Here is a 25,639-nt window from a genome sequence, read left to right on the forward strand (position 1 = left end):
ACCTGAGCCAGAGTTCATGGCACAAATATAAGAAATATGTATGTAAGAAATACCACGATATGGACAGCGCCCGTCAAGAATGTTGTTCTTTCAGTACTAAAGCTCACATTGCATATGAAGAGCGCTAAAATCAAAAGCACTGTGTCAGTCGCTGGAAGCCCCAGGGTTAACCCTCTGCCCGTCAGCAGGCTGGCGGCTGCGACCGCCGGTATTGTCAAACCGATTGTGGCGCAAGCGGAACCCATCGCGACATTCAAACCGCGTTGCAGCTCATTGTTGAGTGAAGCGCGAACCGCCGAAATGGCCTCCGGCATCAACACCAGCCCGGCGATCATTGCCCCCACAATACTGTCAGCCTGGGTCACCTGGTAGGCAACGAGCGTATCTTCGACGCTTGCCGCGACCTGCTCGGCGAGCATGACAATGCCGATCAGGCCGGCCATCAGCAACAGAGCGCTGGCAAAGACGCTTTCGTGAGGAGCAGTCCGCAGCGAAACGCCGTGGGCCTGCCCTTCGACAAAGTCTTCTCGGTGGCGGACAGTCTGCGCGAACACAAAACTTGCATAAAGCAGCACCGAAAGCACGCTCACAAAGCCAAGTTGAGCTGCCGAAAATGTGCCCGGCCCCGTAGCTTGTGTGTAGGTCGGCAGAATAAGCGTCATGATGGTCAGCGCGATCAGAACCGCCAAATATGCGCTGGTCCCTTGTCGAACAATTGCCTGCTTGCGATGGCGCCAGCCGCCAAGCGCAAGACACGTGCCGACGACGCCGGTAGATGCAATCATCACCGTTGAAAAGACGGACTCACGTGCAAGCGTAGGGTTGTTCTCTCCATGCAGCATCATGGAAACGATGATCGACACCTCGATTGCCGTCACGGCAAAAGTCAGCACCAATGTGCCGTAGGGCTCTCCTACACGCCGAGCCACCGCCTCGGCGTGGTCGAGCACCACGAAAATGGTGGTGAACATGATCGCACTCGAAAGCGCTCCGACGAGTATCCTGACGCCCAGCGAACCTTCGTCCGCCGACAGCCCGCCTGCCCTGACGGCGACAGCCATCACCAAGGCGGCCAGCGGCATCGCATATGAAGTCACCGAACGTCCGAAACCGCTCATGCAAGCCCCTGCGCGCTGCTGCGAACCGTGGCTGCATTCGCGCACCGACAGATCGAAGCGTTCACCCGTTCACGCCGTCTTCTGCGTCACCAAGCCCAGTTCCTCCACCATCGCCTCGCGCATCAGGAACTTCTGCGGCTTGCCGGTCACCGTCATCGGCAATTCGGTGCGGAAGCGGATGTGGCGGGGGATCTTGTAATGGGCGATCTGGCCGGCGCAGAAGTTTCTGACCTCCTGCTCGGTGGCGATCTGGCCGGGCTTGAGCACGATCCAGGCGCACAGCTCCTCGCCATATTTGGCGTCGGGAATACCGAACACCTGCACCTCCTTGACCTTTGGATGGCGGTAGAGGAATTCCTCGACCTCCCTGGGATAGACGTTCTCGCCGCCGCGGATGACCATGTCCTTGACCCGGCCGACGATGTTGCAATAGCCCTCGGCGTCGATGGTGGCGAGGTCGCCGGTGTGCATCCAGCCGTCGGCGTCGATCGCCTCGCGGGTCTTGTCGTCGTCGTCCCAGTAACCCTTCATCACCGAATAGCCGCGCGTGCAAAGCTCACCCGGTACGCCGACCGCAACTGTAGCGCCATCGGCATCGACCGCCTTGACCTCGACATGGGGGTGGATGCGCCCGACGGTCGAGACGCGCTTTTCCAGGGGGTCGTCGACGCCGCTCTGGAACGACACCGGGCTGGTCTCGGTCATGCCGTAGGCGATGGTCACCTGTTCCATATGCATCAGCGACACCACCTTTTTCATCACCTCGATCGGGCATGGCGAACCGGCCATGATGCCGGTGCGCAGGCTGGAGAGATCGAAGGCGGAAAAATCCGGATGATCCAGCAGAGCAACGAACATGGTCGGTACGCCATAGAGCCCGGTGCAGCGTTCCTGAGCCACCGCCTTCAGCGTGGCGCCGGCGTCGAACCCTTCTCCCGGGAAAACCATGGTGGCGCCTTTCGAGACGCAACCCATCGTGCCCATCGACATGCCGAAGCAGTGGTAGAGCGGCACTGGTATGCAGAGCCGGTCGTCGGCGGTCAGCTTGATCGCCGAAGTGACGAAATTGCCGTTGTTGACGATGTTGCCGTGGGTCAGCGTCGCGCCCTTGGGGGCTCCCGTGGTGCCTGAGGTGAACTGGATGTTGATGGCTTCGCCCGGCTTCAGCTTCTCAGAGATGCGGTCGAGGCTGTCATGCTCGTCACGCCCGGCCATGGCCAGCACATCACCGAAATTGAACATGCCGGGCGAGTTCTCGTCACCCATGCGGATGACGATCTTCAACGCCGGCAGTTTTTGTGCCTTGAGCTTGCCCGGCGTGGCCTTGGCGATCTCGGGTGCCAGCGTCTCGATCATGCCGAGATAATCTGACGTCTTGAACCTGGCAGCGGTGACCAGCGCCTTGCAGCCGACCTTGTTCAGCGCATAGTCGAGCTCGGTCAACCGGTAGGCCGGGTTGATGTTGACCAGGATCAGGCCGATGCGGGCGGTGGCGAACTGCGTCACCAGCCATTCCCAGCGGTTGGGCGACCAGATGCCGACGCGATCGCCCTTTGCCAGGCCCAGTGCCAGGAAGCCGGCGGCCAGCGCATCCACCGTGTCCGAAAGTTCGCTCCAGGTGAAGCGCTTGTTCTGGTCGACGAAGACGGCGGCGTCGAGCGTGCCATATTTGCTGACCGTCTCGGAAAACAGCGCGGGGATGGTCTTGTCGAGCAGCGGCACGCTGCGTTCGCCAGAGACATGCGCCCTACCATCGACGGGTGCGACGAAGACACCGCCCGCTCGCGCTCCGCGTCCGCGCAGATTGCTGGCATTCTTCAGCTCGTCGAGATTGACCGGCATCGCTCTCTCCTCCCGGGATTGGCCGAGCCTATCAGCCTGAGGGGGTGGTGAAAATCCCGCCGATAGTCGTGGCAGGGCAACGATCCGGCCCACGACGCTTCGGGGCCTTCGTTGGTTGATGAACATCAAACGCAAAAACCCGCCTGGGCGGCGGGTCACTGGCGCAAATCAGCACCATAGGTAAAAATGTAGCATAGCTGCTCTCACCAGTCAAGGAAATAATTCCTATACAGGAAAGCCCCGGCGCAAGGCTACCGACACCGCGGGACGGCCGCCGTCAGGGTTTTCAAGCCGGGTTCGGAGCCGTGAGGGGCAGCGGGCGAAGGCCCGCCGCTATCCGACCGCAGCCGCCATCTTCGCCGCGATGTCGCGCAGGACCGCTTCATCGGCCGCCGCCCGTGTCTTCCTGGACGCCACGAGACAAGCCTGCGAGCGAAGGACGAGGCCATCGCCCAGCACCTTGAGATGATTGGCGCGCAGCGTCGAGCCGGTGGTTGTGATGTCGACGATGACATCGGCCAGTCCGGCCGCCGGCGCACCTTCGGTGGCCCCCAGGCTTTCGACGATGCGATAAACCTGGATGCCGTGCTTCTGCGAGAAGAATTGCTGGGTCAGCCGCCAGTATTTGGTGGCGATGCGCAGCCGCCGGCCATGGCGCTGGCGAAAATCGGCAGCGACGTCGTCGAGGTCGGCCATGGTGTCGACATCGAGCCAGATGTCCGGCACGGCCACCACGACATCGGCATGGCCAAAACTGAGACGGGCGACGATTTCGGCGCGGCTCTCCCAGTCGGCAAGGTTTTCACGCACCAGGTCCTCGCCGGTGATGCCGAGATCGACGGCACCCTGGCCGATCTCGCCTGATATCTCGGAAGCCGACAGGAACACCACTTCGACATCGTCCAGGCCCTCGACGCGGGCGTGGTATTTGCGCTCGTCGCCGGGCAGGCTGACGGCTAACCCGGCTTTGGCCAGCACGTCCAGCGCCTGCTCTTTCAGGCGGCCTTTGGACGGGATCGCCAGCGTGATCATGGCGCCGTCTCCCGCAATGCCTCGATGCGGTCGAGCCAGACCGAAAAGCCGACGCCGGGGATCGGCGTCTTGGCGCCAAGCAAGGTCAGCAGCCGGTCATAGCGGCCGCCGCCGACCAACGGCCGGTCGCCATTGTCGGCCGCGATTTCGAAAACCAGGCCGGTGTAGTAGTCGAGCGGGCGGCCGAACGCGGCGTCGTAGCGGATTTTATCGGCCGGCAAGCCATGCGCTTCGATCGCCTTGGCGCGGGCTGCGAACTTTTCCAGCGCGACATCGAGTGACAGACCGGCGTCGGCGGCGAAGGTCTCCAGCGCCTGGGCCGCGCGATCTAGCGGAACGTCGATCGCCAGAAAATCCTTCAGCGCGGAAAACGCCTCGCTCGACAGCCGAACGCTGCGCAATTCGGCTTTCTCGATCAGCCGCCGGGCAATGTCGGACGGCGCGCGTCCGGCGGACGCCGACAGGCCGGCCTCTTCCATGCCGCTGGCGATATGGGCGGAAAGACCGTCCAGATCACCGTCGAGGACCAGAGCGGCGACCGGACCCGAGAGCTGGCTGTTGCGCGGCGGGTTGGCAAGATCGGCGAGTGCCGCCTCAAGCATCGGCGACGAGCCGAACGCGCGGGCAAGACGCATGCGCCAGCCGCGCGGCAGGCCAAGGGCGGCCAGCACCGCCTCGAAAATGGTCTGGTCGCCAAGCGTGATCGCCAATGCCTGGCCAGGCAGCACCAGCGACAGCAGCGCATGCGCGTCGGCCACCGAGCGGGCATCCGCTTGCGCGGTATCGCGGTCGCCGAGATCCTCGATGCCGGCCTGGAAGAACTCGTTGCCGCCTTCGCGGCGCTGGCGAAACACCTCGCCCAGATAGGAATAACGGCGCGGCGTGCCGGCCTGCGAACTTATGTGGTCGAGGCAGACCGGAATGGTGAATTCCGGCCGCAGGCAGAGCGTCTGCCCCGTTTCGCTTTCGGTGAGGAAGATCCGGCGGCGCAAATCCTCGCCGGCCATGTCGAGGAACGGGTCCGCCGGCTGCAATATGGCGACCTCGACGGCGTGCGTGTTGCGCGTGGCGAAGAGGTTGGTGATGTCGGTGGAGATGGCGGGGGTGCGGGAGGTCAACTTGCTGACCTCAGTGCTGCACGACCCTCTGGTCCCAAACCAGAGGCGCCAACGCGGCCTCTACTTGCCACGCGCCCTCTCCTCAGCCTGCGCCGCCAATATCTTCCTCACCTCGACGACCAGCTCGCCCTCCGCCACAGTCACCTGTGCCGGGCGCGCCGCGCGCCATTCGGCGTTGTCTGATATTTCGGCCGACATGCGCGCGCCTTCGATCAGGTCCTTGATCTGCAGCTCGCCCTTGGCGCGCTCGTCGCCGCCCTGGATGATGGCGACCGGACAGCCGCGACGGTCGGCATATTTGAGCTGCGCCTTCATGCCGGCGCCGCCGAGATACATTTCGGAACGGATGCCGGCGGCGCGCAGCTCCGCCACCATCTTCTGGTAGCGGCCGAGGCTGTCGGTGTCCTTGTCCATCACCAGCACGACGACCGGCGCAATCACGTCCGAGGCATCAAGCTTGCCGAGGTTCTTCAGCGCGGTCATCAGCCTGGAGACGCCGATGGAAAAACCGGTTGCCGGCACCGGCTCGCCACGGAAGCGCGAGACGAGGCCATCATAGCGCCCGCCGCCACCGACCGAACCGAAGCGCACGATCTGGCCGTCTTCGTTGGGGATTTCGGCCAGAAGCTCGGCTTCGAAGACAGGGCCGGTGTAGTATTCGAGGCCGCGCACGACCGAGCGGTCCATGGCAATCCGGTCTTCGTCATATCCGGCCGCCCTGACCAGCGCTTCAATCGTGGCGAGTTCGCCGACGCCTTCCTGGTAGATCGCGTTCGAACTGACCATGGAATCCTGGCCGGCCTGTATAGTCCTCGCAGTCGCGAGAAGAACCGCCTCGGCTTGCCCGTTGTTCAACCCGGCGCCCTTGGCGAAGTCGCCTTCGCCCTCCTTGCCGCCGTCCCAGCGGCCCGGGCCAAGCAAAAGCTTCACGCCTTCCGGCCCGAGCTTGTCGAGCTTGTCGATCGCACGCAGCACCGTCAGCCGGCGGCCGGCATTCTCCTCGCCGCCAAGGCCGATCGCCTCCAGCACGCCATCCAGCACCTTGCGGTTGTTGACGCGGATGACGTAGTCGCCGCGCTTGATGCCCAGCGCTTCCATGACGTCGGCCATCATCATGGCCATTTCGGCGTCGGCGGCCACACCCGGCGTGCCGATCGTGTCGGCATCGAACTGCATGAACTGGCGGAAGCGGCCGGGGCCGGGCTTCTCGTTGCGGAACACCCAGCCTGAGCGATAGCTGCGGTAAGGTTTTGGCAGCCGCTCGTAATTCTCGGCGACATAACGCGCCGTCGGCGCGGTCAGGTCGTAGCGCAGCGACAGCCACTGGTCGTCGTCATCCTGGAAGGAGAACACGCCTTCGTTCGGCCGGTCCTGGTCGGGGAGGAATTTTCCGAGCGCATCGGTGTATTCGATCAGCGGCTGGTCTGCCGGTTCGAAGCCGTAAAGCTCATAGACCGAGCGGATCGTCGCCATCATCTTCTCGACGGCGCGGATGTCCTCGGCGCTGCGGTCGGCAAAGCCGCGCGGCAGTCGCGCTTTCGTCTTTTCCGATTTATCGGCCATGGGGTGTTTGCTCGGCGTTTTATGATGCTTGCAGGTCGGCAATGTTGCGATTTTCGCAACGCGGGTGTCCTAACCGAAGAGGTCGGATGCGGCAAGGGTCAGACCTCTGGCGCTGCCGATGAGAGAAGGCGACGCCGCACCTCCTTGAAACCAATCCGGACCGCAAATGAAACAATCCCGCCATGCGTGCGGCATCGTGCCGACACAATCGCCGCCGATAAAGCGCGGGAATGAGGGGTTCGCGGCCATGACCAGCACAGCAAGATTCCATGCCATCGACAGCGATGCCGGATTGTCCGCACGCTTGCGCCCGGCCGACATCAACGTCCCGAAAATGGTCAGCCAGGCTGCCGGACCGTTCGAAGTACCCGCCGACACCGGCAAGGGACCATCCATGCGCGACGCGTTGATGACCGGCCTGCTGGTGATCTATCCGACCCTGGCCACGGTGGTGGCGATCGTCGCCGGCCTGGTGCTGGCCAGCGCCAACGGCACCTGAGCCTATTTCGGCCGCCTGAAAGCCTTCCGCTGCTTCTCGACCTCTTGGCGGCAGGCGCAGCCCTCGAGGTGGTCGTTGACCAGGCCCATGGCCTGCATGAAGGCGTAGACCGTGGTCGGGCCGACAAAGCTCCAGCCGCGCTTCTTCAGCTCCTTCGAGATCCGCACCGAGACGGCCGTTGTCGGGTTCGCGCGCAGATGGGCGAGGTCGACGATTTGCGGCCGCTCGTCCTTGCCGGGTTCGAACTTCCAGAACCAGGCGGCCAGTGAGCCGAATTCGTCCACCATTTCGCGGGCGCGCCTGGCGTTGTTGATGGTCGAGACGATCTTGCCGCGATGGCGGATGATGCCGGCATTGCCGAGCAGGCGCTCGACATCCTTGTCGGTGAAGCTTGCTACCTTGTCGAATTCGAAATTGGCGAAGGCTTCGCGAAAATTCTCCCGCTTGCGCAGTATGGTCAGCCACGACAGGCCCGACTGAAAGCCTTCCAGGCAGATCTTTTCGAACAGCCTGCGGTCGTCGGCCACAGGCCGGCCCCATTCATGATCGTGATAGTGCAGATAGTCGGGCAGATTGCCGTGCCAGAAGCAGCGCGCGACACCGTCGGGGCCGGCGAGCAGGCCGGTGTGTTCCTTGTCCATAGGCCAAAATCCGTTCGTTAACGCGCTTTGCGCGGCATTTACTGCGGCTTTACCAGATTCGTGAACCCGGCGGTAACCACACCAAAAGGTTTACTGACAAAGCCGCATTTTACGCATTCCGATTCATGTTTCGGTTGCTGCTTGCGCGCCAATGATCGCCGAACCGGGAGGACGTTTCCACCCGTTTGTATCAGACGATCAAGGTGCGTTACGATGAAGACAGTGTTGTTTCCCGTGCTCGGCGCCGTGGCTGTGTTTGCCGCCGGCGTCACACCCTCAACCGCCGGCGACCGCTATGCCGACAGGCCGCCGGTGATGGTGAGCCCCGACCTTTCCGCACCCTGGGTGCTGCAGCTTGGCCATGCGCCCGGCATCGTGCGCCAGAACCGGCAGGTGGTGCAGCAGCAGCGACGCCTGCGCCCGGCGCAGCCCGACCGGGTGCAGACGGCGGCGGTGCAGCCGCCGGCCAAGCGCATGGTCGCGCGTCCCCAGATCAACCCGATCTACCTGCCGCAGGAAGTCGACTATGACGGAGGCCAGAAGCCGGGCACGATCGTCATCGACACCACGCAGAATTTCCTCTTCCTGGTCGAGAAGAACGGCAAGGCAAGGCGCTATGGCGTCGGCACCGGCAAGCCGGGCTTCGAATGGTCGGGTACGCACAAGATCACCAACAAGCGCGAGTGGCCGGACTGGCGCCCGCCGGCGCAGATGATCAAGCGCGAAGCCGCCAAGGGCCGCTATTTGCCGACCTATCTTGCCGGCGGCATGGAGAACCCGCTTGGTGCCCGTGCGCTCTACCTCGGCACCACCGAATACCGCATCCATGGCACCAACCAGCCGTGGACGATCGGCGGCGCGGTGTCGTCGGGCTGCATCCGCATGCGCAACGAGGACGTCGTCGATCTCTATGAGCGGGTCAATGTCGGAACCACGGTCGAGGTGATATAATAGTCCTTGCGAATCACCTGGCCGGCAAAGCAGTCCGCGTTTCGAGGCCAGTTTAGGGATACGGGGGACGGGCCGTATGGGGATGCGGCCGGTCAGGAAGGGCAGCACGGGAGACCGCGCTGCCCTTTCCGTTTTGAGCAGAAATCGAGGGCAAAAGGCCACCCACGCGTCGCGCAACGGGCATAGCGGTTCGCTTTCATGCTGCCCTTTGCCGCATTCTTTTGCTATCTCGGTGGCAAGTTCCACAAAAGAGTTCACCCATGCCTCTGTCCGAAGACAGCCGTTATCTCAAGGGCGGCCCGGTCGCCCAGCGCATCATCGCCGCCGTTGCCGAGGACGCAGCGATCGCCAAAGCCGAGGGTTTTCCGCCCAAGCTGATCTCGATCACCGTCGGCGACACCGATGCGGTGGACGTCTATGTGCGCAACCAGCGCGCCAAGGCTGAGCTCGCCGGCATCGATTTCGAGGAACGGCGCTTTCCCGCCACCATCACAGCAGGCGAGTTGGAAGCTGCGATCCACGGCCTGAATGCCGATCCGCGCGTTACCGGCATCATCATCCAGCGGCCCGTGCCAGCGCATATCCCCATCAAGACGCTGCAAGCGGCGGTGCATCCGCTGAAGGATGTCGAAGGCATGCATCCGGCCTCGATCGGCAACATCGTCTACAACCAGCTCGATCTCGCGCCTTGCACGGCGGCCGCCTCGGTCGAGCTGCTGAAGGAGACCGGCCTCGACCTCAAGGGACTGGAAGTCGTCATCGTCGGCCATTCGGAAATCGTCGGCAAGCCGATCGCCTTCCTGTTGATGAGCGAAGGCGCGACGGTGACGGTCTGCCACCACATGACGCGATCGGTCGCCGCCCATGCAAGGCGCGCCGATGCGCTGTTCGTTGCCGTCGGCAAGCCGCGGCTGATCAAGGCCGACATGGTCAAGCCGGGCGCTGCCGTCATCGACATCGGCATCAATTCCGAAATCGCCCCCGACGGCTCCAGCCGCATCGTCGGCGACGTCGACACTGAAAGCGTGCGCGAGGTCGCCTCCTGGATCACCCCGGTGCCGGGCGGCGTCGGCCCGATCACGGTCGCCATCCTGCTGCGCAACACCATGGTCGCGCTCAGCCGCCAGCGCGCGCTTTATGAGGCGACCTACGGTACGGCCGACAGGCTTGCGGCGGAGTAAGGACAGGGCGACCTATTCCGCAGCGATCAGGCTTTCTTCCAGAACACCTTCCGGCTTCGGCCCACCATAGGCCCAGTCGAGCAGCTTTATCGTGTGCACCACCGGCATCTTCGCGGCGGAAGCGATTTGCGTGATGCAGCCTATGTTGCCGGTGGCGACGATCGAGGCCCCCGTCGCCTCGATGTTTTTCACCTTGCGGTCGCGCAGTTTGGCCGAGATCTCGGGCTGCAGGATGTTGTAGGTGCCGGCAGAGCCGCAGCAGAGATGCCCTTCGCGCGGCTCGCGCACGATGAAGCCGGCCTTGGCCAGCAGTTCTTTCGGCTGGCGGGTGATCTTCTGGCCGTGCTGCATCGAGCAGGCCGAGTGATAGGCAACGACAGTGCCCGGCTTGCGAACCGGTTCGGGCAGGTCGAGGGTCGAGAGATATTCGGTAACGTCCTTGGCCAGTGCCGAGACGCGTGCGGCCTTGTCGGCATAGGCCGGGTCGAGCCGCAGCATGAAACCGTAGTCCTTGATCGTCGTGCCGCAGCCCGAGGCGGTGATGACGATGGCATCGAGCCCGCCCTGGTCGAGGGCGCGTGTCCAGGCGTCGACATTCTGCCTCGCCGAGGCAAGCGCGGCCTGTTCGCGCCCCATATGATGGACCAGCGCACCACAACAGCCTTCGCCCGGCGGCACCAAGACCTCGACGCCGAGCCGCGTCAGCAGCGAAATCGTCGCCTCGTTGATGGCGGGATCGAGCACCGATTGCGCGCAGCCGGTGAGGATGGCGACACGACCTCTTTTGGTCCCCTGCCCGACATGGATGCCCGGCGAGCCTATCGGCGAAGCTGCCGGGATCGACGCCGGCGCAAGCTTGAGCATCGCACTGAGCGGCTTCAGCGCCGGAACCTTGTCGAACAAGCCTATGAACGGCTTGCCCAGCTTCGCCAGCTTGAGCGCGGCGCGAAAGCGCTGGGGATAGGGCAGTACGAAGGCCAGCATGGCGCGGGTCAGGCGGTCGAGCAGTGGCCGCTTGTAGGTCTCCTGGATATGGGCGCGGGCATGGTCGACCAGATGCATGTAGTTGACGCCCGACGGGCAGGTGCTCATGCAGGCAAGGCACGACAGGCAGCGATCGATATGGGTGACGATCTGCTTGTCGGCCGGACGGCCTTTTTCCAGCATGTCCTTGATCAGGTAGATGCGCCCGCGCGGTGAATCGAGCTCGTTGCCGAGTGTCACATAGGTCGGGCACGTCGCGGTGCAGAAGCCGCAATGCACGCATTTGCGCAGGATCTTTTCCGATTCCGCGACATGCGGATCGGCAAGCTGGGCAAGCGAAAAATTGGTCTGCATCGCTGATGTCCTAGGCCATGCGGCCGGGATTGAAGATATTCTTGGGGTCGAATTCCTGTTTCAGGCGGACCGATAGTGCAGCAAGAGCGGGCGGCTGCGGCTCGAACACCGGTAGAGCGGCGCGATGCGAGGGTGCGGCGCGCACCAGCGTCGCATGGCCGCCGCCATGTTTCCTCAACAGCCCGCGCAGCAGAGCGGCTTCCGGATCGCCCTGTTCCATGCGCAGCCAAACCAGTCCGCCCTGCCAGTCATAAAAGGCGCTGACGGCGGCCTGCATGCGCAGCGTCAGGACCATCTGGTGGCTCTGAGAAGGCGTCATCGAGATGCGCCAGACCGGCTTCTCGCTGCCGTCGGCGAAAGGCCTGCAATCGCGAACGTCGCGCCAGATCAGCCGTGAAACCTCGCCGCCAATCTCCTCCAGCGGGCCGGCATTGCCGAGCAGCGTTTTCAGCGCGGCGATGCGGTAGGCGACCGACGGGCCGAAACCCTCGACGCGCAGCAGCGTGGCAGCCTCGCTGCCGAGACTGCCGCTGGCGACGCGCGCGGCGATCCGCTCCGGCAGGTGGGCGGCACTCGACACTTCAGCACTCGAGCCAAGCGCCAGGGCCATGGCGGCGGCCGCGGCATCGTCGAGCAGGCTACGGATGGCGAGCGTGACTTCGGTCTCGGCTGCCGGCAGCACCTTGAAGGTGACGTCGGTGAAGACGGCCAGCGTGCCCCAGCTGTTGGCCATCAGCTTCGACATGTCATAGCCGGTGACGTTCTTGACCACGCGACCGCCCGACTTGAAGGCCTCGCCACGACCGGACACCACATTGATGCCCAGGACATGGTCGCGCGCGGCCCCCGCCTTGAGCCGGCGCGGACCGGAGAGGTTAGCGCCGAGCACACCGCCGATCGTACCTTTGCCCGGTTCGCCACCAAGCAGCGGGCCGTAATCCATCGGCTCGAAAGCGAGCTGCTGGCCGTTTTCCGCCAGCAGTTTTTCGATCTCGGCCAACGGTGTGCCTGCCTTGGCCGACAGCACCAGTTCAGCCGGTTCATAGAGCGTGACGTCAGATAATTTCGACAGGTCGAGCGTGTGTTCGGTTTGCAGCGGCCGGCCGATGCCACGCTTGGAGCCATGGCCAAGGAGTTCGAGCGGCGCCTCTTCCGCCACGGCCCAGGCTATGGTGGAGAGGACTTCGGATGGGGTGGTCGGGGTGAAGGTGGTCATGAAGAGACCGCGCCAGATGCGAGTTCGGATATGCCGAGTTCCCTGGCGCCCCCCTCTGTCCTGCCGGACATCTCCCCCTCAAGGGGGGAGATCAGATGTCGCATATGGCTTCGCCAATCTTCAATGATGACGGAAGGGCGAGGCGCGCAAGCTGCCAATCTCCCCCCTTGAGGGGGAGATGTCCGGCAGGACAGAGGGGGGTGTTCACGCGCCGTCATCACCCTCAAAACCTCGGAATGTCCGGAAACGCCACCTGCCCGCGGTGCACATGCATCCGCCCAAGCTCGGCGCATCGCCGCAGCTGCGGAAATACTTTTCCCGGGTTGAGCAGATGGTTGGGATCGAAGGCACATTTGACGCGCATCTGCTGGTCGAGATCGATCTGGGTGAACATTTCCGGCATCAGGTCGCGTTTTTCCACGCCCACACCGTGTTCGCCGGTCAAGACGCCGCCGACCTTGACGCAGAGCCGCAATATATCGGCGCCGAAACTTTCGGCCTTGTCGAGTTCGCCCGGTACGTTGGCGTCGTAGAGGATCAGCGGATGCAGATTGCCGTCACCGGCATGAAAGACATTGGCGACGCCGAGACCGTATTTTTCCGACAGCTCGCGCATGCCGGCGAGCACGCGCGGCAGCTCCTTGCGCGGGATGGTGCCGTCCATGCAGTAGTAGTCGGGCGAGATGCGGCCGACGGCCGGAAACGCCGCCTTGCGGCCGGCCCAGAAGCTCAGCCGTTCCTGTTCGGACTGCGAAATGCGGCAGGTGGTCGAGCCGTTCTTGTAGGCGATCGCCTCGACCAGCCCGATCAGATGATCGACCTCGACGCCCGGCCCGTCGAGCTCGACGATCAGCAGCGCCTCGACATCGAGGGGATAGCCGGCATGAACGAAATCTTCCGCCGCATGGATCGCCGGCCGGTCCATCATCTCCATGCCGCCCGGGATGATGCCGGCGCCGATGATGTCGGCAACGCACTGGCCGCCCTGCTCGCTGGTCGGGAAGCCGATCAGCAGTGCACGTGCCGTCTCCGGCTTCTTCAGGATGCGCACGGTGACCTCGGTGACGACGCCGAGCAGCCCTTCGGACCCGGTCATGACGCCGAGCAGGTCGTAGCCTTCCGCATCGAGGTGACTGCCGCCCAGCCGCACCACCTCGCCATTCATCAGCACCATCTCGATGCCGAGCACATTGTTGGCTGTGAGGCCGTATTTCAGGCAGTGCACGCCGCCGGAATTCTCCGCGACATTGCCGCCGATCGAGCAGGCGATCTGGGAGGATGGATCGGGGGCGTAGTAAAAGCCCTCCTGCTCGACGGCGGTGGTGATGCCGAGATTGGTGACGCCCGGCTGGGCAACGACGACGCGATTGGGAAAATCGATCCCGAGGATACGGTTGAAACGGCTCATGACCAGCAGCACCGCGTCCTCGAGCGGCAGCGCCCCGCCCGACAGCGAGGTGCCGGAGCCGCGCGGCACGACGCGGATGTTGCGGTCGTTGCAGTATTTCAGCACGCGCGAAACCTGCGCCACCGTTTGCGGCAGCACGACGACCAGCGGCAGCTGCCGATAGGCGGTCAAGCCGTCGCTCTCGAAGGCGCGCATGGAATTGGCGGCGTCGACGACGCCCTCACCCGGCACGATGATGCGCATGTCGGCGACGATCTCGTCGCGCCGGCGCATCGTGGCATCGTCTGGTTTCGGCATGGCCAGGCCGGACATCAGCAGCCTCATTTCGCTTGACTGGTCAAAATCTTTTACCAGTGAAGCGCGTTGGGTGCAAATCCTGTAATGGCGTCGAATCCAACTTCAAGGCGGAGACAGGCTTACGCAGCGGCAATCTGCCGCTGCTATTCGCCGGGCGGCTTGCCGGGTTCGGAGTGCATCCGGCGCACGCGGCGCACGCCCCACCAGACCAGCAGGATGGCGACAGGCACCGAAGCAGCGGTAATGATCTCCGGCGCGAAGGCATGGCCGAAGATCGAGGCGCCCTTGGCGACATAGCCGACAAGGCCGACCACATAATAGGAGACGGCGGCGACCGAGAGCCCCTCGACGGTCTGCTGCAGGCGCAATTGCAGGCGGGCCCGGTTGTTCATCGAGGCAAGCAGGTCGCGGTTCTGCTTCTCGACCTCGACATCGACCCAGGTGCGCAGCAGCGTCGTGGCGCGGGTCAGTTTTCGCGATAGATTTTCCTGCCGCTCCTCGACCGAGCGGCAGGTGCGCATTGCGGGCGCCACACGGCGCTGCAGGAACCCGCGCCATGTGTCATAGCCGGGCACAGCCTCTTCCTCGAGTGCGTCCAGCCGTTCGCCGACGATGCCGTCATAGGCGCGGCTGGCGCCGAAACGGTAAAGGCTCGACGCCGCGTCCGCCTCCAGCTCCGCCGCAAGTTCGGTCAGATCGGCCAGCAAGGTCTGGCTGTCCCGTGTCCCGGCGACCTTCATTTCCAGCGTGGTCTGCGCCAGCCGGTCTTCGATGCGGCGGGCGCGGCCGGACAAGGTCAACGCCAGCGGCAGGCCGAGCATGGCCAGCGTCCGATAGGTCTCGATGTCGATAAGCCGCTGTGACAACGCGCCGGTGCGCGCCGGGGTCAAGCCGCGATCGAGCAGCAGCATGCGCGTCAGGCCATCGCCATCCTGGCGAAAATCGGTGACGATGGCGGCGTTTCCGCGCTCGACCAGCGAGTAGCACAGGCTGGTCGGATCGAAACCGGCTATCAGTTGCTCGCTTGCTTGCGTCCATTTGCGGATTTCGAGCCTGATGCCGGAGATGCAGGTTCCCGGCGGGGAAAACCCGTTGCCGAAGGGTGAGTCCTCCTGCGTCCTGCCGCTTTCGGAAAGCGGCCCTTCCCACAAATAGGTCGAGAATTCGGTGTGCCGCTCCCAGCGCAGCGAGCCCTTGCCCCATTTCATGGCATGGTGGCGGGCCTGGCGGTCGGGCGCGGCGATGCCGAGGCGCCGCGACAGTTCGGAAAGCACCGCGTGGTCGACGCCGGAGCCGCCCTCCGTCATGAAGGCGAGTTGCATCAGGACGCGTGGCTTTTCGATCAGCGGATGCGGCCGGGCATGAACCTCGCCGAGTGCGCCGGGCCGGCCCTCATGCGCGGGAAAGCCCATGACGCTGCCCTTGGCGCGCGGCTGGAATTCGAGATCGGACGGGTCGTCTGACACGGCTTGTTCCCCGGGGGTTTCCTTGAACCCGCTTGCACTCGCGTCCCTCTAGTGCCAATGGCCTGACGACGCAAACGGCAAAGTTAGCCGAAGATCACGGGATCGGGCGGGAAATCGGCCTGCTTTTTGTCAATTGGATAAATAATTTGACCAGTTGGCGAGGCAGGCTCTATTCTGCGGCACCGGTTCACCTTCCAGGCATTCTGTTGAGCGACATTTTTTCCAGGATCGAGCATTCGCGCACCGCCGACGAGGTGGTGCAGCAGATCGAGAGCCTCATCCTCGAAGGCGTGCTGCGCACCGGCGACCGGCTGCCGGGCGAGCGCGAGCTTGCACGCCAGTTCGACGTATCGCGGCCGATCCTGCGTGACGCCCTGAAGGCACTGGAAGGACGCGGCCTTTTGACGACAAGGCCCGGCGGCGGCACGCATGTCGCCGATGTCATCGGCCAGCTCTTCACCAAACCGGTGACGGACCTGATCTCGATGCACCGCAAGGCAGTGACCGACTATCTGGAATACCGCCGCGAGATCGAAGGGGTTGCGGCTGAATATGCGGCACGGCGCGCCACCCCAGACGACATGGCGCTGCTCGACAAGATCATGGCACGCATGGACGATGCGCACCGGACCGGCGACTTCGACGACGAGGCCGAGATCGACGTCGAGTTCCACCACGCGATCTGCGAATGCGCACACAACATCATCCTTTTGCACACGCTGCGCTCCTGTTATCGGCTGCTGTCGGAGGGCGTGTTCCAGAACCGGCTGCTGGTGTTCACCGTACCCGGCGCGCGCGACGCCCTGCTCGCGCAGCACCGGGCGATCCATGCGGCGGTGAAGGCCGGCGACCCGGCCACCGCCCGCCAGGCGGCGATGGACCACATCACCTATGTCGAACGGTCGATGGCGGAGGCCGAGCGCAGCGGCGACTGGCAGCGCGTCTCGCGGCTGAGGTTGAAACAGCGCGTTGACGCCACCGATACAGAACCAGCACGCAAACGCTCCTAGCTATCGAAACGGGAAGCCCATGAGCCAGATCCTGACCATCGCCGACCTCAAGGACCTCGCACGCCGGCGTGTGCCGAAGATGTTCTTCGACTATGCCGATTCCGGTTCGTGGACCGAAAGCACGTATCGGGCCAACGAGGAGGATTTCCAGAAGATCAAGTTCCGCCAGCGCGTCCTCGTCGACATGGACAACCGTTCGCTGGCATCGACGATGATCGGCGAAAAAGTGTCTATGCCGGTGGCATTGGCGCCAACCGGCATGACCGGCATGCAGCACGCCAATGGCGAGATGCTGGCGGCGCAGGCGGCGGAGGAATTCGGCGTGCCGTTTACCTTGTCGACGATGAGCATCTGCTCGATCGAGGATGTCGCCTCGGTTACCACGAAGCCGTTCTGGTTTCAGCTCTATGTGCTGCGTGACAAGGATTTCGTGCTCAACCTGATCGACAGGGCAAAGGCGGCGAAATGCTCGGCGCTCGTGCTGACGCTCGACCTGCAGATTCTCGGTCAGCGTCACAAGGACATCCGCAACGGGCTTTCGGCGCCACCCAAGCTGACGCTGACCAACATCGTCGACATGGCCATCCGCCCGCGCTGGTGCGCCGCCATGGCCGGCACCAAGCGGCGGACCTTCCGCAACATTGTCGGCCACGCCAAGGGCGTCGGCAACATGGCCTCGCTGGCATCGTGGACGACGGAGCAGTTCGACCTGCATCTGTCGTGGAAGGACGTCGCCTGGATCAAGGAGCGCTGGGGCGGCAAGCTGATCCTCAAGGGCATTCTCGACAAGGAGGACGCGCTGATGGCGGCCAAGACCGGCGCCGACGCGATCATCGTTTCCAACCATGGCGGGCGCCAGCTCGATGGTGCGTCGTCGTCGATCGGCGTGCTGGAAGAGATTGCCGACGCGGTCGGCGACACGATCGAAGTGCATATGGATGGCGGCATCCGCTCCGGCCAGGATGTCCTGAAGGCGCTTTGCCTCGGTGCCAAGGGAACCTATATCGGCCGGCCGTTTCTTTACGGCCTGGGGGCGCTTGGCAAGGAAGGGGTTACCAAGGCGTTGGAAATCATCCGCAAGGAGATGGACATCACGCTGGCGCTGTGCGGAAAGCGTCTTGTCACCGACATGGGCAAGGACCAGCTCCGGCGCCAGGTCCCGTGACCGCCTGACCACGGAGACACCGAAAAGTTGGCAGAATCCGGCATCCATTTTCTCGACGCGCATGGGCCGGACGGCATCCGTCTCTATGCGATCGGCGACGTCCACGGCCGGCTCGACCTGCTGGCCGCCATGCATCTGCGCATCAGGGCCGAGATCGAGCAGGAGGCGCCTGCCGACTGGCGCGTCATCCATCTTGGCGACTATGTCGACCGCGGGCCGGACTCGAAGGGCGTCATCGATTTCCTGATCGAAGCGCAAGAGCGAGACCCTCGTCACCTGATGCTGGCCGGCAACCACGACATCGGCTTTCTCGATTTTCTCAAGACCCCTGACCCGGAAGGGCTTTTCATCCGGTTCGGCGGCATCCAGACGGCACAGTCTTACGGCGTAACGATCGGTGAAGGCACAAGCGTGTGGTTCGGCAAGGCCGAATCGGCCGTGCGCAGAGGACATCAGGCACTGGTCGAGGCCGTGCCGCAAAGCCACATCGACTTCCTGCGATCGCTGCCGTTTTCCGTGACTTTCGGGGACTTCTTCTTCTGCCATGCCGGCATCAGGCCGGGCATTCCTCTGGAGAAGCAAAACCCGCAGGATCTGATCTGGATCCGCGACGTCTTCCACAACCACCCCGACCTCTATCCGAAGATCGTGGTGCACGGCCACACGCCGGTGCCGGAGGCGGAAGTGATGGCAAACCGCGTCAATGTCGACACGCTTGCCTGGCAATCAGGCATGCTGAGCGCGCTCGTCATCGACGGCGCGGACAAACGCATCCTGACAATGACGATTAAGGAAGCTTGAGCGCCGCGCGTCGGAGGACGCGAAAGACGCTTCCCGCTTTAGCGCAGCGAGGCGGTGACGCCGTAACCGTCGACGGCGTTGTGGTTGTTGGCTGCGTCGGCGGCATAGATGCCGAGACCGCACAGCACGATGGCGGACAACATGGCAAAGGACAGAAGCGCTGCTTTCACGGAGGTCATCTCTTGTTGAGCTTTCTGCATCTGTGCACCAGGCGGTTACCAATGCGTTGAAACGGAGAATTCGCTTCAAAGTTTCGACGATTTTGCGCTTCTAGGCATGTTCTGTATCAACGGTGTGTCGCGCGGGTCACACAAAAGGTTCATAGCCGTTGCACAGAAGATGCAGAGCGCGCGCCTTCTAGGATGGCGGGCGGACACAAGCCAAGAATGAAACCGTTTTCCCCAGGCGGTTTCACCGCCGCGTGCCAATTATGTCACGCTGGAGGGTACGGAGAGACCAACGCTCAGATGGTCGCTACCCAGGCCCGGGCAATGGCGAGGCCAGCGGCATCCGCATCGGGCCCGTTGCGGGCCATTTCGCCATCGAGCTTGCCGGCCCAGTCGGGATGGCGCGCAGCGATGGTCGGGGCAAAGGACGCGCTCCAGTCCTTGACCATCGGCCGGTCGGCCTCGAAATGAAACTGGAAACCGTACACGGCTCGGCCGACGCGAAACGCCTGGTTCTCGGCGACCTCGTTGCCGGCAAGCCGTACGGCGTTTTCGGGCAACACGAAGGTGTCGTCGTGCCATTGGAAGATCGGGAACTTTGCCGGTAGAGCGCCCAGAACCGGATCGGCCTTGGCGTCAGGCGTCAGCGACACGCCGTGCCAACCGAACTCATTGGCGCCGCCGATACGGTTCTCGCCACCAAAGGCACGAGCGACGAGCTGGCTGCCCAGGCAGATGCCGAGCACGGCGCGATCCTTGTCGGCAAAGTCGCGGGTCAGTTCGAGCAGTGCCGGGAAATAGGGATACTCATCGTCGGCCAGCGCATTCTGGCCCCCGCCGAGCACCACCATGGCATCATGCCCGGCCGCGTCATCCGGCAGGGGATCGCCCCTGTAAGGGAGACGCAGGTCGAGATCGGCGCCCGCTTCCGCAAGTGCTGCGCCGACCTGGCCGAGGCCGGTATTGTCGTAGTTCTGGACCACCAGCACCCGCATCGCAAAACCCTGCTGACATGAAAAAGCTGCGACGAGCGATATCATGCCGCTCGCATTGCAGCCAAGATGCGTGTCCGGAGAGAAAACTATGCCACTGCAGAACCGGGTCGATCCGTTCGGCGCCATCCATGCCGTGCCCGATCGCGGCATGTTCACCGGCAATCGCGGCATCATCCACGACCCCGAGACGAAGACGCTCAAGAAAAAGCGCTGGGCGCTTCAAGCCTGGATCATCTGCGTCTGCCAATTCCGAAATGTGCGGCGCGAACCGATGGGCCGCAACAGGAAGGGCGGTAAAGCGGGCTGGACCGAGCTGTTCTTCCTCGACGAGGTGACCGCACTGGCGGCCGGGCATCGCCCCTGCTTCTTTTGCCAGCGCGAACGGGCCAGGGATTTCGTCGGCCGCTTCGGCGAAGCCTTCGGCATCGCCGAACCGCGCGCGCCGATGGTCGACAAGCGGCTGCACAAGGAGCGGCTGGCGTCAGGCGGCAAGCCGCCGGTGATTGCGGTTGAAGACCTTGCCGGCCTGCCGGACGGCGTCGTGGTTGCGGATGGCGGCACTGTTTATGCCCTGCGTAGCGGCAAGGCACTGCGCTGGTCCTTTGCGGGATATGAGCACCCCAACGATTTCGACATGCTCAAAAGCAAGACACTCTCGCTACTGACGCCGGCCACGACGCTCTGCGTGCTGCGGCACGGCTTTCGGCCGGTGTGGCATCCGACCGCCGAGGCTTGACGCCGGCGGCCGGCTCGCTCATTCCTCGGCGATGCGCGCCAATTACAAAATGCAACGTCTGTTCGTGACCGACGATCTCGCGCCGGACATCGAATTCGAGGCCGGCCAACAGCAGAGCCACTATCTCCTGCATGTGCTGCGGCTTGGCGAAGGCGCCGAAATCCTGGTGTTCAATGGCCGCGACGGCGAGTGGTCGGCGGCCATATCGGCGAAGACGAAAAGGGCGGTGCGGCTGAAGGTGTCGGCGCTGCAGCGGCCGCAGCCGCCTCTGCCCGATCTCGTCTACTGCTTTGCGCCGCTGAAGCAGGGCCGGCTCGATTATCTCGTGCAGAAGGCGGTCGAGATGGGCGCCGGCATCCTGCAGCCGGTCATTACCCAGCACACGCAAGTGGCCAAGCCGTCGATCGATCGCCTGCGCGCCAATGTCGTCGAAGCCGCCGAGCAATGCGGCATCCTGGCGGTGCCTCAGGTGCGCGAAGCCGAAAAATTCGACCGCCTGTTGACCGGCTGGGACACAGAGCGACGGCTGATCTTCTGCGACGAGGATGCTTCGACCAACAATCCGCTGGCCGCGCTGCAGGCGGTCAAGGAAAAGAAGCTTGGGCTGCTGGTCGGGCCGGAGGGTGGCTTTTCCGACGACGAGCGCAAGATGCTGCGCGCCCTGCCCTTCGTCACCGCCATTCCGCTCGGCCCGCGTATCCTGCGCGCCGATACGGCGGCGGTGGCCGCATTCGCGGTGATGCAGGCAACGGTCGGAGACTGGTGAGACGTCATCCCTTGCAAGGGACGCAGAGTTCCAGCAACGTTCAATTCCTGTTGACCTGTGGCTCAGGATTTTTCGCTTGATCGTCTGCTGACATTTCGTCCATTTACCGCCGGCGGTCATCCGGCCGCCTCTGAGGGTACCATCATGGCGCGCGATACGACCGATTTCCGCCCGATCGAAGGTGTCGACGAACTCGTCGAGCACCTGGCCGAAGGCAACAAGCCGCGCGACAAATGGCGCATCGGCACCGAGCACGAGAAATTCCCCTTCTATGTCGACGGCAATGCACCGGTCCCCTATGGCGGCGAGCGCGGCATCCGCGCCATCCTCGAAGGCATGCAGGAAAAGCTCGGCTGGGACCCGATCGTCGATGACGGCCGCATCATCGGCCTGGTCGAACCGACCGGCCAGGGTGCGATTTCGCTGGAACCCGGCGGCCAGTTCGAGCTTTCCGGCGCACCGCTGGAGACGATCCACCAGACCTGCCGCGAGGGCAACGCCCATCTGGCGCAGGTGCGCGAGATCGCCGAGCCGATGGGCATCCGCTTCCTCGGCCTCGGCGGCAGCCCGAAATGGTCGCTTGCCGAGACGCCGAAAATGCCGAAATCGCGCTACGAGATCATGACGCGCTACATGCCCAAGGTCGGCACCAAGGGCCTCGACATGATGTACCGCACCTGCACGATCCAGGTGAATCTCGACTTCGAGAGCGAGGCCGACATGCGCCGCAAGATGCAGGTGTCGTTGAAGCTGCAGCCGCTGTCGACGGCCTTGTTCGCCAATTCGCCTTTCACCGAAAGCCACCCGAACGGCTTGCAGAGCTGGCGCGGCGACATTTGGCGTGACACCGACAACCAGCGCTCGGGCCTGCTCGAATTCTGCTTCTCGCCCGATTTCGGTTTCGCCGACTATGTCGAATGGGCGCTCGACGTGCCGATGTATTTCGTCATCCGCGACGGTCGCTATCACGACATGACCCACATCACCTTCCGCCAGTTCATGGCCGGGGCCGCGCGCAATGAAGTGCCGGACGGGCTGCCGACAATGGGCGACTGGGCGAACCATCTGTCAACGCTGTTCCCGGATGTGCGGCTGAAGCGCTTCCTCGAGATGCGCGGCGCCGATGGCGGGCCATGGCGGCGCATTTGCGCGCTGCCGGCCTTCTGGGTCGGATTGCTTTATGATGAGGCCGCACTCGATGCCGCCGAGGCGCTGACCTCGAGCTGGACGTATGAAGAAACGCTGGCGATGCGCAATGCCGTGCCGGAACAAGGCATCTCCGCACCCTTCCGCAACACCACGCTGCGCGAGATCGCGCGTGACGTGATGGTCATTTCCCGCATGGGACTGAAGAACCGTGGCAAGAAGAACCGCGACGGCTACGACGAGACCTCCTTCCTCAACACGTTGGACGAAGTGGTGGCGCGGGGCACCACCAGCGCCGAGGAGATGCTGTCGGCCTACCACACGCGCTGGGGCGGCTCGATCGAGCCGGTTTTCATGGAATACGCCTATTAACCCTCGGATTTGGCAAAGCTGACCGGCCGGCAAAAGTCGCTTCAATCGGAAGTGGAAACAAACTAGGCTTCTTCGGCGAGGATTTCCGGAGGAGACGCCGATGCCCACCTTGTTCGACATGCTGACGCAGGCCCAGAACGGCAATGGCATGCAGGCCCTTGCCCAGCAATACGGGCTTTCAATGCAGCAGACGCAAGCGGCGGTTGCCGCATTGCTGCCGGCCTTTTCGCAGGGGCTGCAACGCAACACCGCCGACCCCTATGGGCTCGGCGCCTTCATGACGGCGATGGCCAGCGGCCAGCACGCCAAGTATTTCGAGGACGCAACCCGGGCCTTCTCGCCGCAAGGCGTCGATGAGGGCAACGGCATTCTCGGGCACCTGTTCGGTTCGAAGGATTTGTCTCGCGCCGTGGCCAGCCAGGCGGCGCAAGCCAGCGGCGTCAATCAGCAGATCCTGCAGCAGATGCTGCCGGCGATCGCCTCGATGGTCATGGGCGGGCTGTTCAAGCAGACGGCAAACCAGATGCAGGCCGCCGGCGGTTTTGGCGGCGGCGGCAACAATCCGCTCGGCGAGATCATCGAGCAGATGATGCGGCAAGGCGGCGGCATGCAGGCCCCGGCGCCGCAGCCGCGCCAGGCGCCGCCGCCCCAGAACCCGATGGACAACCCGCTCGGCAAGGTGTTGCAGGACATGTTCGGCGGCGGCGCGGCTCAGCCACAGCCGCAAAGCCAGACGCAGCCGGCACCCAATCCCTACGGCGACAATCCGCTCGGCAAGGTGCTGCAGGACATGTTCGGCGGTGGCGCGCCTCAGCCGCAGCCGCAGGGGCGGGCGCAGCCGCAGCCCCAGCAGACGCAAAGCCCCTACGGAGACAATCCGCTGGGGAAAATCTTCGAGGAGATGCTGCGGCAAGGTGGCGGTGGCTTAGGCGGCATCCCCGGCGGACAGCCGGCGCCGCAACAGCCTCAAGCGCCCCCGCAACGTCAGGCACCGCAGCCACAGGCCAATCCGAGCGGCCGGCCGAAAAACCCGTTCGACGACCTGTTCGGCAAGATGTTCGAAACCGGCGCCCAGCAGCGTGATGACTACCAGAAGGGCGTGGAGACAATCTTCGACCAGTTTAAGCGGGACATGGACCGGCGGTAGGCGGTCTTCGCTGAGGTAGAAAGAGAAAAGCCCGGTCCTGGGAGGACCGGGCAGAGTGCAGGCGGGCCGGGGGGATCCGGCAGGGAGTGGGAGCCTGCATACTCGTCAGTCGCGTCGAACCCTGAAAAGGTTCACGGCAACCTAAACAACAAGCAACCGATCAGGCCACCTTGCGAGCGAAATCCTCGATCGTTTCGATGCGATCACTGGCGATCTCGCGCAGCATCGCCGTCGGGTCGCGGCCAAACGGCACGTCGATAGCGACATGCAGGTCGGCGCGCGTCAGGCCGATATCGGCGAGTTCGGCGTCCGACATCTCGCCAAGGCGATAAAAGGCGCGGCGGTTTTTCCAGGCGCGGTAGATGTTGGAGACGGTGTTGGCCACGCGCGTCGCAACGGCCGGACGCGAGGTGATGCGCGGGGTCTCGGTGGCGAAATCGAACGTGGTCATTGTCGGTCTCCTTCAGACTCGAACGGGCAAAGCCTTGCGATCGGCGCTGGCGACAGCGGCCGTTCCGGCTTCGATTCACATGCCTTCATGTGGACAATGCCAATTTGCCATCGGCCGATTGATTAATCCAACGAATGTTTCTAATCTTTACCATCAACACCAGTGATGGATCATATCGATGAAATCGCCGCTCGATCTCGATCAGTTGCAGACCTTCATCTCGATTGCCGACACCGGCAGCTTCACGCGAGCAGCCGAAGAGGTGCACCGGACCCAGTCGGCGGTGTCGATGCAGATGCGCCGGCTGGAGGAGCGGCTGGGCAAGCCGCTGTTCGAAAAGGACGGACGCACCAACAGGCTGACCGAGGAAGGCGACAAGCTGCTCTCCTATGCGCGGCGGCTGCTCTATCTCAACCGCGAGACCCTGGCGGCCTTCGACGACCGGCGGCTCGAAGGCACGATCCGCATCGGCACGCCCGACGACTACGCCGATCGTTTCCTGCCCGAGATCATGGCACGGTTCACCCGCTCCAATCCGCGCGTCGAACTCACCGTCATCTGCGAGCCGACGCCGGGGCTGGTCGAGCATATCAAGCGCGGCAATCTCGACCTCGCGCTGGTGACGCACAACGACGTACGCGGCCAGTCGGAGGTGGTGCGGCGCGAACCGCTGCTGTGGGTCACCTCGGCCAATCATGCCACGCATGAGCAGGAAACGCTGCCGATGGCCTTCGGCCGGCCGAACTGCATCTGGCGGCGCGCCGCCGTCGATGTGCTCGACCAGCAGAACCGCGACTATCGTATCCTGTTCACCAGTTTCTCGGCCACCGTCATCACCGCCGCGGTGCTTTCCGGGCTGGCAATCTCGGTGCTGCCGGAATGCGCGCTCAGACCCGGTATGCGGGTGCTGGGCGAAGCCGACGGCTTCGGCGCCCTGCCCGATTGCCGCATCGGCATCATGCGCGGCCAGACGTCGCGGCCGGAGATCGTCGATGCGCTCGCCCGCCATATTTCGGAAAGCCTGGACAACATCTCGGTGCCGGTCGGCGAAGACCCCGGAACGTTCGATTTCGCAGCGCTCGCCTTCACCAAGCTGCGGCGAACCAAGCCGAACCAGATCCTGCCCGGCTGGTAGGCAGGGCCAGGTGTGCGGGTTATGAACGGCTGGCCCGACGCAACCGCCTTGACGCGGGCGCCCAACCGTTCCCCAATC

Annotated in this window: 24 protein-coding genes; 11 read left to right on the forward strand and 13 right to left on the reverse strand. The window is 63.8% G+C overall.

Annotation, left to right across the window (positions count from 1 at the left end; genetic code table 11):
- Positions 1-14: 14 nt before the first annotated feature.
- The 5 genes from RPF88_RS16995 to hisS form a co-directional block, all read right to left on the reverse strand.
- Entirely contained in the window at positions 15-1,118 is a 1,104-nt protein-coding gene (locus RPF88_RS16995; RefSeq protein WP_013530361.1) for a calcium:proton antiporter, read from the reverse strand.
- A 69-nt stretch (positions 1,119-1,187) separates the two neighbouring features.
- Positions 1,188-2,960, reverse strand: a complete 1,773-nt coding sequence (locus tag RPF88_RS17000; protein ID WP_024502336.1) for an AMP-binding protein — start codon at positions 2,958-2,960, stop codon at positions 1,188-1,190.
- 333 nt (positions 2,961-3,293) lie between these two features.
- The gene (hisG, locus tag RPF88_RS17005; protein WP_063170132.1) at positions 3,294-3,992 is read right to left on the reverse strand and encodes an ATP phosphoribosyltransferase; all 699 of its coding nucleotides are present in this window, start codon (positions 3,990-3,992) and stop codon (positions 3,294-3,296) included.
- The gene (locus tag RPF88_RS17010) at positions 3,989-5,110 is read right to left on the reverse strand and encodes an ATP phosphoribosyltransferase regulatory subunit (RefSeq protein ID WP_063170131.1); all 1,122 of its coding nucleotides are present in this window, start codon (positions 5,108-5,110) and stop codon (positions 3,989-3,991) included. Before RPF88_RS17010 ends, hisG begins: the two co-directional genes overlap by 4 nt.
- A gap of 60 nt (positions 5,111-5,170) precedes the next feature.
- Positions 5,171-6,673 (reverse strand): histidine--tRNA ligase, encoded by a 1,503-nt coding sequence (gene hisS, locus RPF88_RS17015; RefSeq protein ID WP_027160986.1) that lies wholly within the window; start codon positions 6,671-6,673, stop codon positions 5,171-5,173.
- Between the two features lie 247 nt (positions 6,674-6,920).
- Here hisS and RPF88_RS17020 point away from each other — a divergent pair, with 247 nt between their 5' ends.
- Positions 6,921-7,172, forward strand: a complete 252-nt coding sequence (locus RPF88_RS17020; protein ID WP_024502332.1) for a hypothetical protein — start codon at positions 6,921-6,923, stop codon at positions 7,170-7,172.
- 2 nt (positions 7,173-7,174) lie between these two features.
- Here RPF88_RS17020 and RPF88_RS17025 read toward each other — a convergent pair whose 3' ends face one another.
- Positions 7,175-7,813, reverse strand: a complete 639-nt coding sequence (locus RPF88_RS17025) for a DNA-3-methyladenine glycosylase I (protein WP_013530355.1) — start codon at positions 7,811-7,813, stop codon at positions 7,175-7,177.
- Between the two features lie 213 nt (positions 7,814-8,026).
- Between RPF88_RS17025 and RPF88_RS17030 the strand changes: the two genes are divergently transcribed.
- The gene (locus RPF88_RS17030; protein ID WP_032808011.1) at positions 8,027-8,764 is read left to right on the forward strand and encodes a L,D-transpeptidase; all 738 of its coding nucleotides are present in this window, start codon (positions 8,027-8,029) and stop codon (positions 8,762-8,764) included.
- Positions 8,765-9,024: 260 nt separating this feature from the next.
- Positions 9,025-9,945 carry a bifunctional 5,10-methylenetetrahydrofolate dehydrogenase/5,10-methenyltetrahydrofolate cyclohydrolase gene (locus RPF88_RS17035; protein ID WP_027160988.1) on the forward strand — a complete coding sequence of 307 codons (921 nt, stop codon included), beginning with the start codon at positions 9,025-9,027 and terminating at the stop codon, positions 9,943-9,945.
- Positions 9,946-9,957: 12 nt separating this feature from the next.
- Here RPF88_RS17035 and glcF read toward each other — a convergent pair whose 3' ends face one another.
- The 4 genes from glcF to RPF88_RS17055 form a co-directional block, all read right to left on the reverse strand.
- Positions 9,958-11,283, reverse strand: coding sequence for a glycolate oxidase subunit GlcF (gene glcF / locus RPF88_RS17040; RefSeq protein WP_063170130.1), 1,326 nt, complete (start codon positions 11,281-11,283; stop codon positions 9,958-9,960).
- Between the two features lie 10 nt (positions 11,284-11,293).
- The gene (locus RPF88_RS17045) at positions 11,294-12,499 is read right to left on the reverse strand and encodes an FAD-binding protein (protein ID WP_024502329.1); all 1,206 of its coding nucleotides are present in this window, start codon (positions 12,497-12,499) and stop codon (positions 11,294-11,296) included.
- 223 nt (positions 12,500-12,722) lie between these two features.
- Entirely contained in the window at positions 12,723-14,219 is a 1,497-nt protein-coding gene (locus RPF88_RS17050) for an FAD-linked oxidase C-terminal domain-containing protein (RefSeq protein WP_013530350.1), read from the reverse strand.
- 128 nt (positions 14,220-14,347) lie between these two features.
- On the reverse strand, positions 14,348-15,670 hold the full coding sequence (locus tag RPF88_RS17055) for a DUF3422 family protein (protein WP_013530349.1): 1,323 nt from the start codon (positions 15,668-15,670) through the stop codon (positions 14,348-14,350).
- Positions 15,671-15,876: 206 nt separating this feature from the next.
- Here RPF88_RS17055 and RPF88_RS17060 point away from each other — a divergent pair, with 206 nt between their 5' ends.
- From RPF88_RS17060 to RPF88_RS17070, 3 genes are read left to right on the forward strand one after another with little or no spacing between them, the layout of a single operon-like run.
- The gene (locus tag RPF88_RS17060) at positions 15,877-16,680 is read left to right on the forward strand and encodes an FCD domain-containing protein (RefSeq protein ID WP_032808722.1); all 804 of its coding nucleotides are present in this window, start codon (positions 15,877-15,879) and stop codon (positions 16,678-16,680) included.
- 19 nt (positions 16,681-16,699) lie between these two features.
- Entirely contained in the window at positions 16,700-17,845 is a 1,146-nt protein-coding gene (locus RPF88_RS17065) for an alpha-hydroxy acid oxidase (RefSeq protein WP_013530347.1), read from the forward strand.
- A 27-nt stretch (positions 17,846-17,872) separates the two neighbouring features.
- The gene (locus RPF88_RS17070; RefSeq protein ID WP_337122687.1) at positions 17,873-18,646 is read left to right on the forward strand and encodes a metallophosphoesterase; all 774 of its coding nucleotides are present in this window, start codon (positions 17,873-17,875) and stop codon (positions 18,644-18,646) included.
- 38 nt (positions 18,647-18,684) lie between these two features.
- Here RPF88_RS17070 and RPF88_RS17075 read toward each other — a convergent pair whose 3' ends face one another.
- Both RPF88_RS17075 and RPF88_RS17080 read right to left on the reverse strand, forming a co-directional pair.
- A complete protein-coding gene (locus tag RPF88_RS17075; RefSeq protein WP_013893872.1) occupies positions 18,685-18,816 on the reverse strand; it encodes a hypothetical protein in 132 nt (43 codons plus the stop codon).
- 293 nt (positions 18,817-19,109) lie between these two features.
- A complete protein-coding gene (locus RPF88_RS17080) occupies positions 19,110-19,808 on the reverse strand; it encodes a type 1 glutamine amidotransferase (protein ID WP_063170470.1) in 699 nt (232 codons plus the stop codon).
- 88 nt (positions 19,809-19,896) lie between these two features.
- On the opposite strand from RPF88_RS17080, the gene RPF88_RS17085 reads away from it, so the two are divergent.
- From RPF88_RS17085 to RPF88_RS17100, 4 genes are all read left to right on the forward strand, one after another.
- Entirely contained in the window at positions 19,897-20,544 is a 648-nt protein-coding gene (locus RPF88_RS17085) for a hypothetical protein (RefSeq protein WP_063170128.1), read from the forward strand.
- A 31-nt stretch (positions 20,545-20,575) separates the two neighbouring features.
- Positions 20,576-21,310: a 16S rRNA (uracil(1498)-N(3))-methyltransferase gene (locus RPF88_RS17090; protein ID WP_013530342.1), complete on the forward strand. Its 735-nt coding sequence runs from the start codon at positions 20,576-20,578 to the stop codon at positions 21,308-21,310.
- Between the two features lie 144 nt (positions 21,311-21,454).
- The gene (locus RPF88_RS17095) at positions 21,455-22,828 is read left to right on the forward strand and encodes a glutamate--cysteine ligase (RefSeq protein ID WP_063170127.1); all 1,374 of its coding nucleotides are present in this window, start codon (positions 21,455-21,457) and stop codon (positions 22,826-22,828) included.
- A 100-nt stretch (positions 22,829-22,928) separates the two neighbouring features.
- On the forward strand, positions 22,929-23,975 hold the full coding sequence (locus RPF88_RS17100) for a DUF937 domain-containing protein (protein ID WP_024502320.1): 1,047 nt from the start codon (positions 22,929-22,931) through the stop codon (positions 23,973-23,975).
- A gap of 160 nt (positions 23,976-24,135) precedes the next feature.
- On the opposite strand, the gene RPF88_RS17105 is transcribed toward RPF88_RS17100, so the two are convergent.
- Positions 24,136-24,426, reverse strand: coding sequence for a DUF1127 domain-containing protein (locus tag RPF88_RS17105; RefSeq protein WP_063170126.1), 291 nt, complete (start codon positions 24,424-24,426; stop codon positions 24,136-24,138).
- A 178-nt stretch (positions 24,427-24,604) separates the two neighbouring features.
- On the opposite strand from RPF88_RS17105, the gene RPF88_RS17110 reads away from it, so the two are divergent.
- A complete protein-coding gene (locus RPF88_RS17110) occupies positions 24,605-25,561 on the forward strand; it encodes a LysR substrate-binding domain-containing protein (protein WP_063170125.1) in 957 nt (318 codons plus the stop codon).
- The last annotated feature ends 78 nt before the right edge of the window (positions 25,562-25,639 follow it).

Origin of the sequence: Mesorhizobium sp. ISC11 (assembly GCF_037162595.1) — a bacterium.
GTDB classification, from domain to species: Bacteria; Pseudomonadota; Alphaproteobacteria; order Rhizobiales; family Rhizobiaceae; genus Mesorhizobium; species Mesorhizobium ciceri.

Bases quoted from the DNA above. Each gene is read 5' to 3' on its own strand.
- RPF88_RS16995 (WP_013530361.1), bottom strand. From the start codon at position 1,118: ATGAGCGGTTTCGGACGTTCGGTGACTTCATATGCGATGCCGCTGGCC.
- RPF88_RS17000 (WP_024502336.1), bottom strand. From the start codon at position 2,960: ATGCCGGTCAATCTCGACGAGCTGAAGAATGCCAGCAATCTGCGCGGA.
- hisG (WP_063170132.1), bottom strand. From the start codon at position 3,992: ATGATCACGCTGGCGATCCCGTCCAAAGGCCGCCTGAAAGAGCAGGCG.
- hisS (WP_027160986.1), bottom strand. From the start codon at position 6,673: ATGGCCGATAAATCGGAAAAGACGAAAGCGCGACTGCCGCGCGGCTTT.
- RPF88_RS17020 (WP_024502332.1), top strand. From the start codon at position 6,921: ATGACCAGCACAGCAAGATTCCATGCCATCGACAGCGATGCCGGATTG.
- RPF88_RS17025 (WP_013530355.1), bottom strand. From the start codon at position 7,813: ATGGACAAGGAACACACCGGCCTGCTCGCCGGCCCCGACGGTGTCGCG.
- RPF88_RS17030 (WP_032808011.1), top strand. From the start codon at position 8,027: ATGAAGACAGTGTTGTTTCCCGTGCTCGGCGCCGTGGCTGTGTTTGCC.
- RPF88_RS17035 (WP_027160988.1), top strand. From the start codon at position 9,025: ATGCCTCTGTCCGAAGACAGCCGTTATCTCAAGGGCGGCCCGGTCGCC.
- glcF (WP_063170130.1), bottom strand. From the start codon at position 11,283: ATGCAGACCAATTTTTCGCTTGCCCAGCTTGCCGATCCGCATGTCGCG.
- RPF88_RS17045 (WP_024502329.1), bottom strand. From the start codon at position 12,499: ATGACCACCTTCACCCCGACCACCCCATCCGAAGTCCTCTCCACCATA.
- RPF88_RS17050 (WP_013530350.1), bottom strand. From the start codon at position 14,219: ATGTCCGGCCTGGCCATGCCGAAACCAGACGATGCCACGATGCGCCGG.
- RPF88_RS17065 (WP_013530347.1), top strand. From the start codon at position 16,700: ATGAGCCAGATCCTGACCATCGCCGACCTCAAGGACCTCGCACGCCGG.
- RPF88_RS17080 (WP_063170470.1), bottom strand. From the start codon at position 19,808: ATGCGGGTGCTGGTGGTCCAGAACTACGACAATACCGGCCTCGGCCAG.
- RPF88_RS17085 (WP_063170128.1), top strand. From the start codon at position 19,897: ATGCCACTGCAGAACCGGGTCGATCCGTTCGGCGCCATCCATGCCGTG.
- RPF88_RS17090 (WP_013530342.1), top strand. From the start codon at position 20,576: ATGCGCGCCAATTACAAAATGCAACGTCTGTTCGTGACCGACGATCTC.
- RPF88_RS17095 (WP_063170127.1), top strand. From the start codon at position 21,455: ATGGCGCGCGATACGACCGATTTCCGCCCGATCGAAGGTGTCGACGAA.
- RPF88_RS17100 (WP_024502320.1), top strand. From the start codon at position 22,929: ATGCCCACCTTGTTCGACATGCTGACGCAGGCCCAGAACGGCAATGGC.
- RPF88_RS17105 (WP_063170126.1), bottom strand. From the start codon at position 24,426: ATGACCACGTTCGATTTCGCCACCGAGACCCCGCGCATCACCTCGCGT.
- RPF88_RS17110 (WP_063170125.1), top strand. From the start codon at position 24,605: ATGAAATCGCCGCTCGATCTCGATCAGTTGCAGACCTTCATCTCGATT.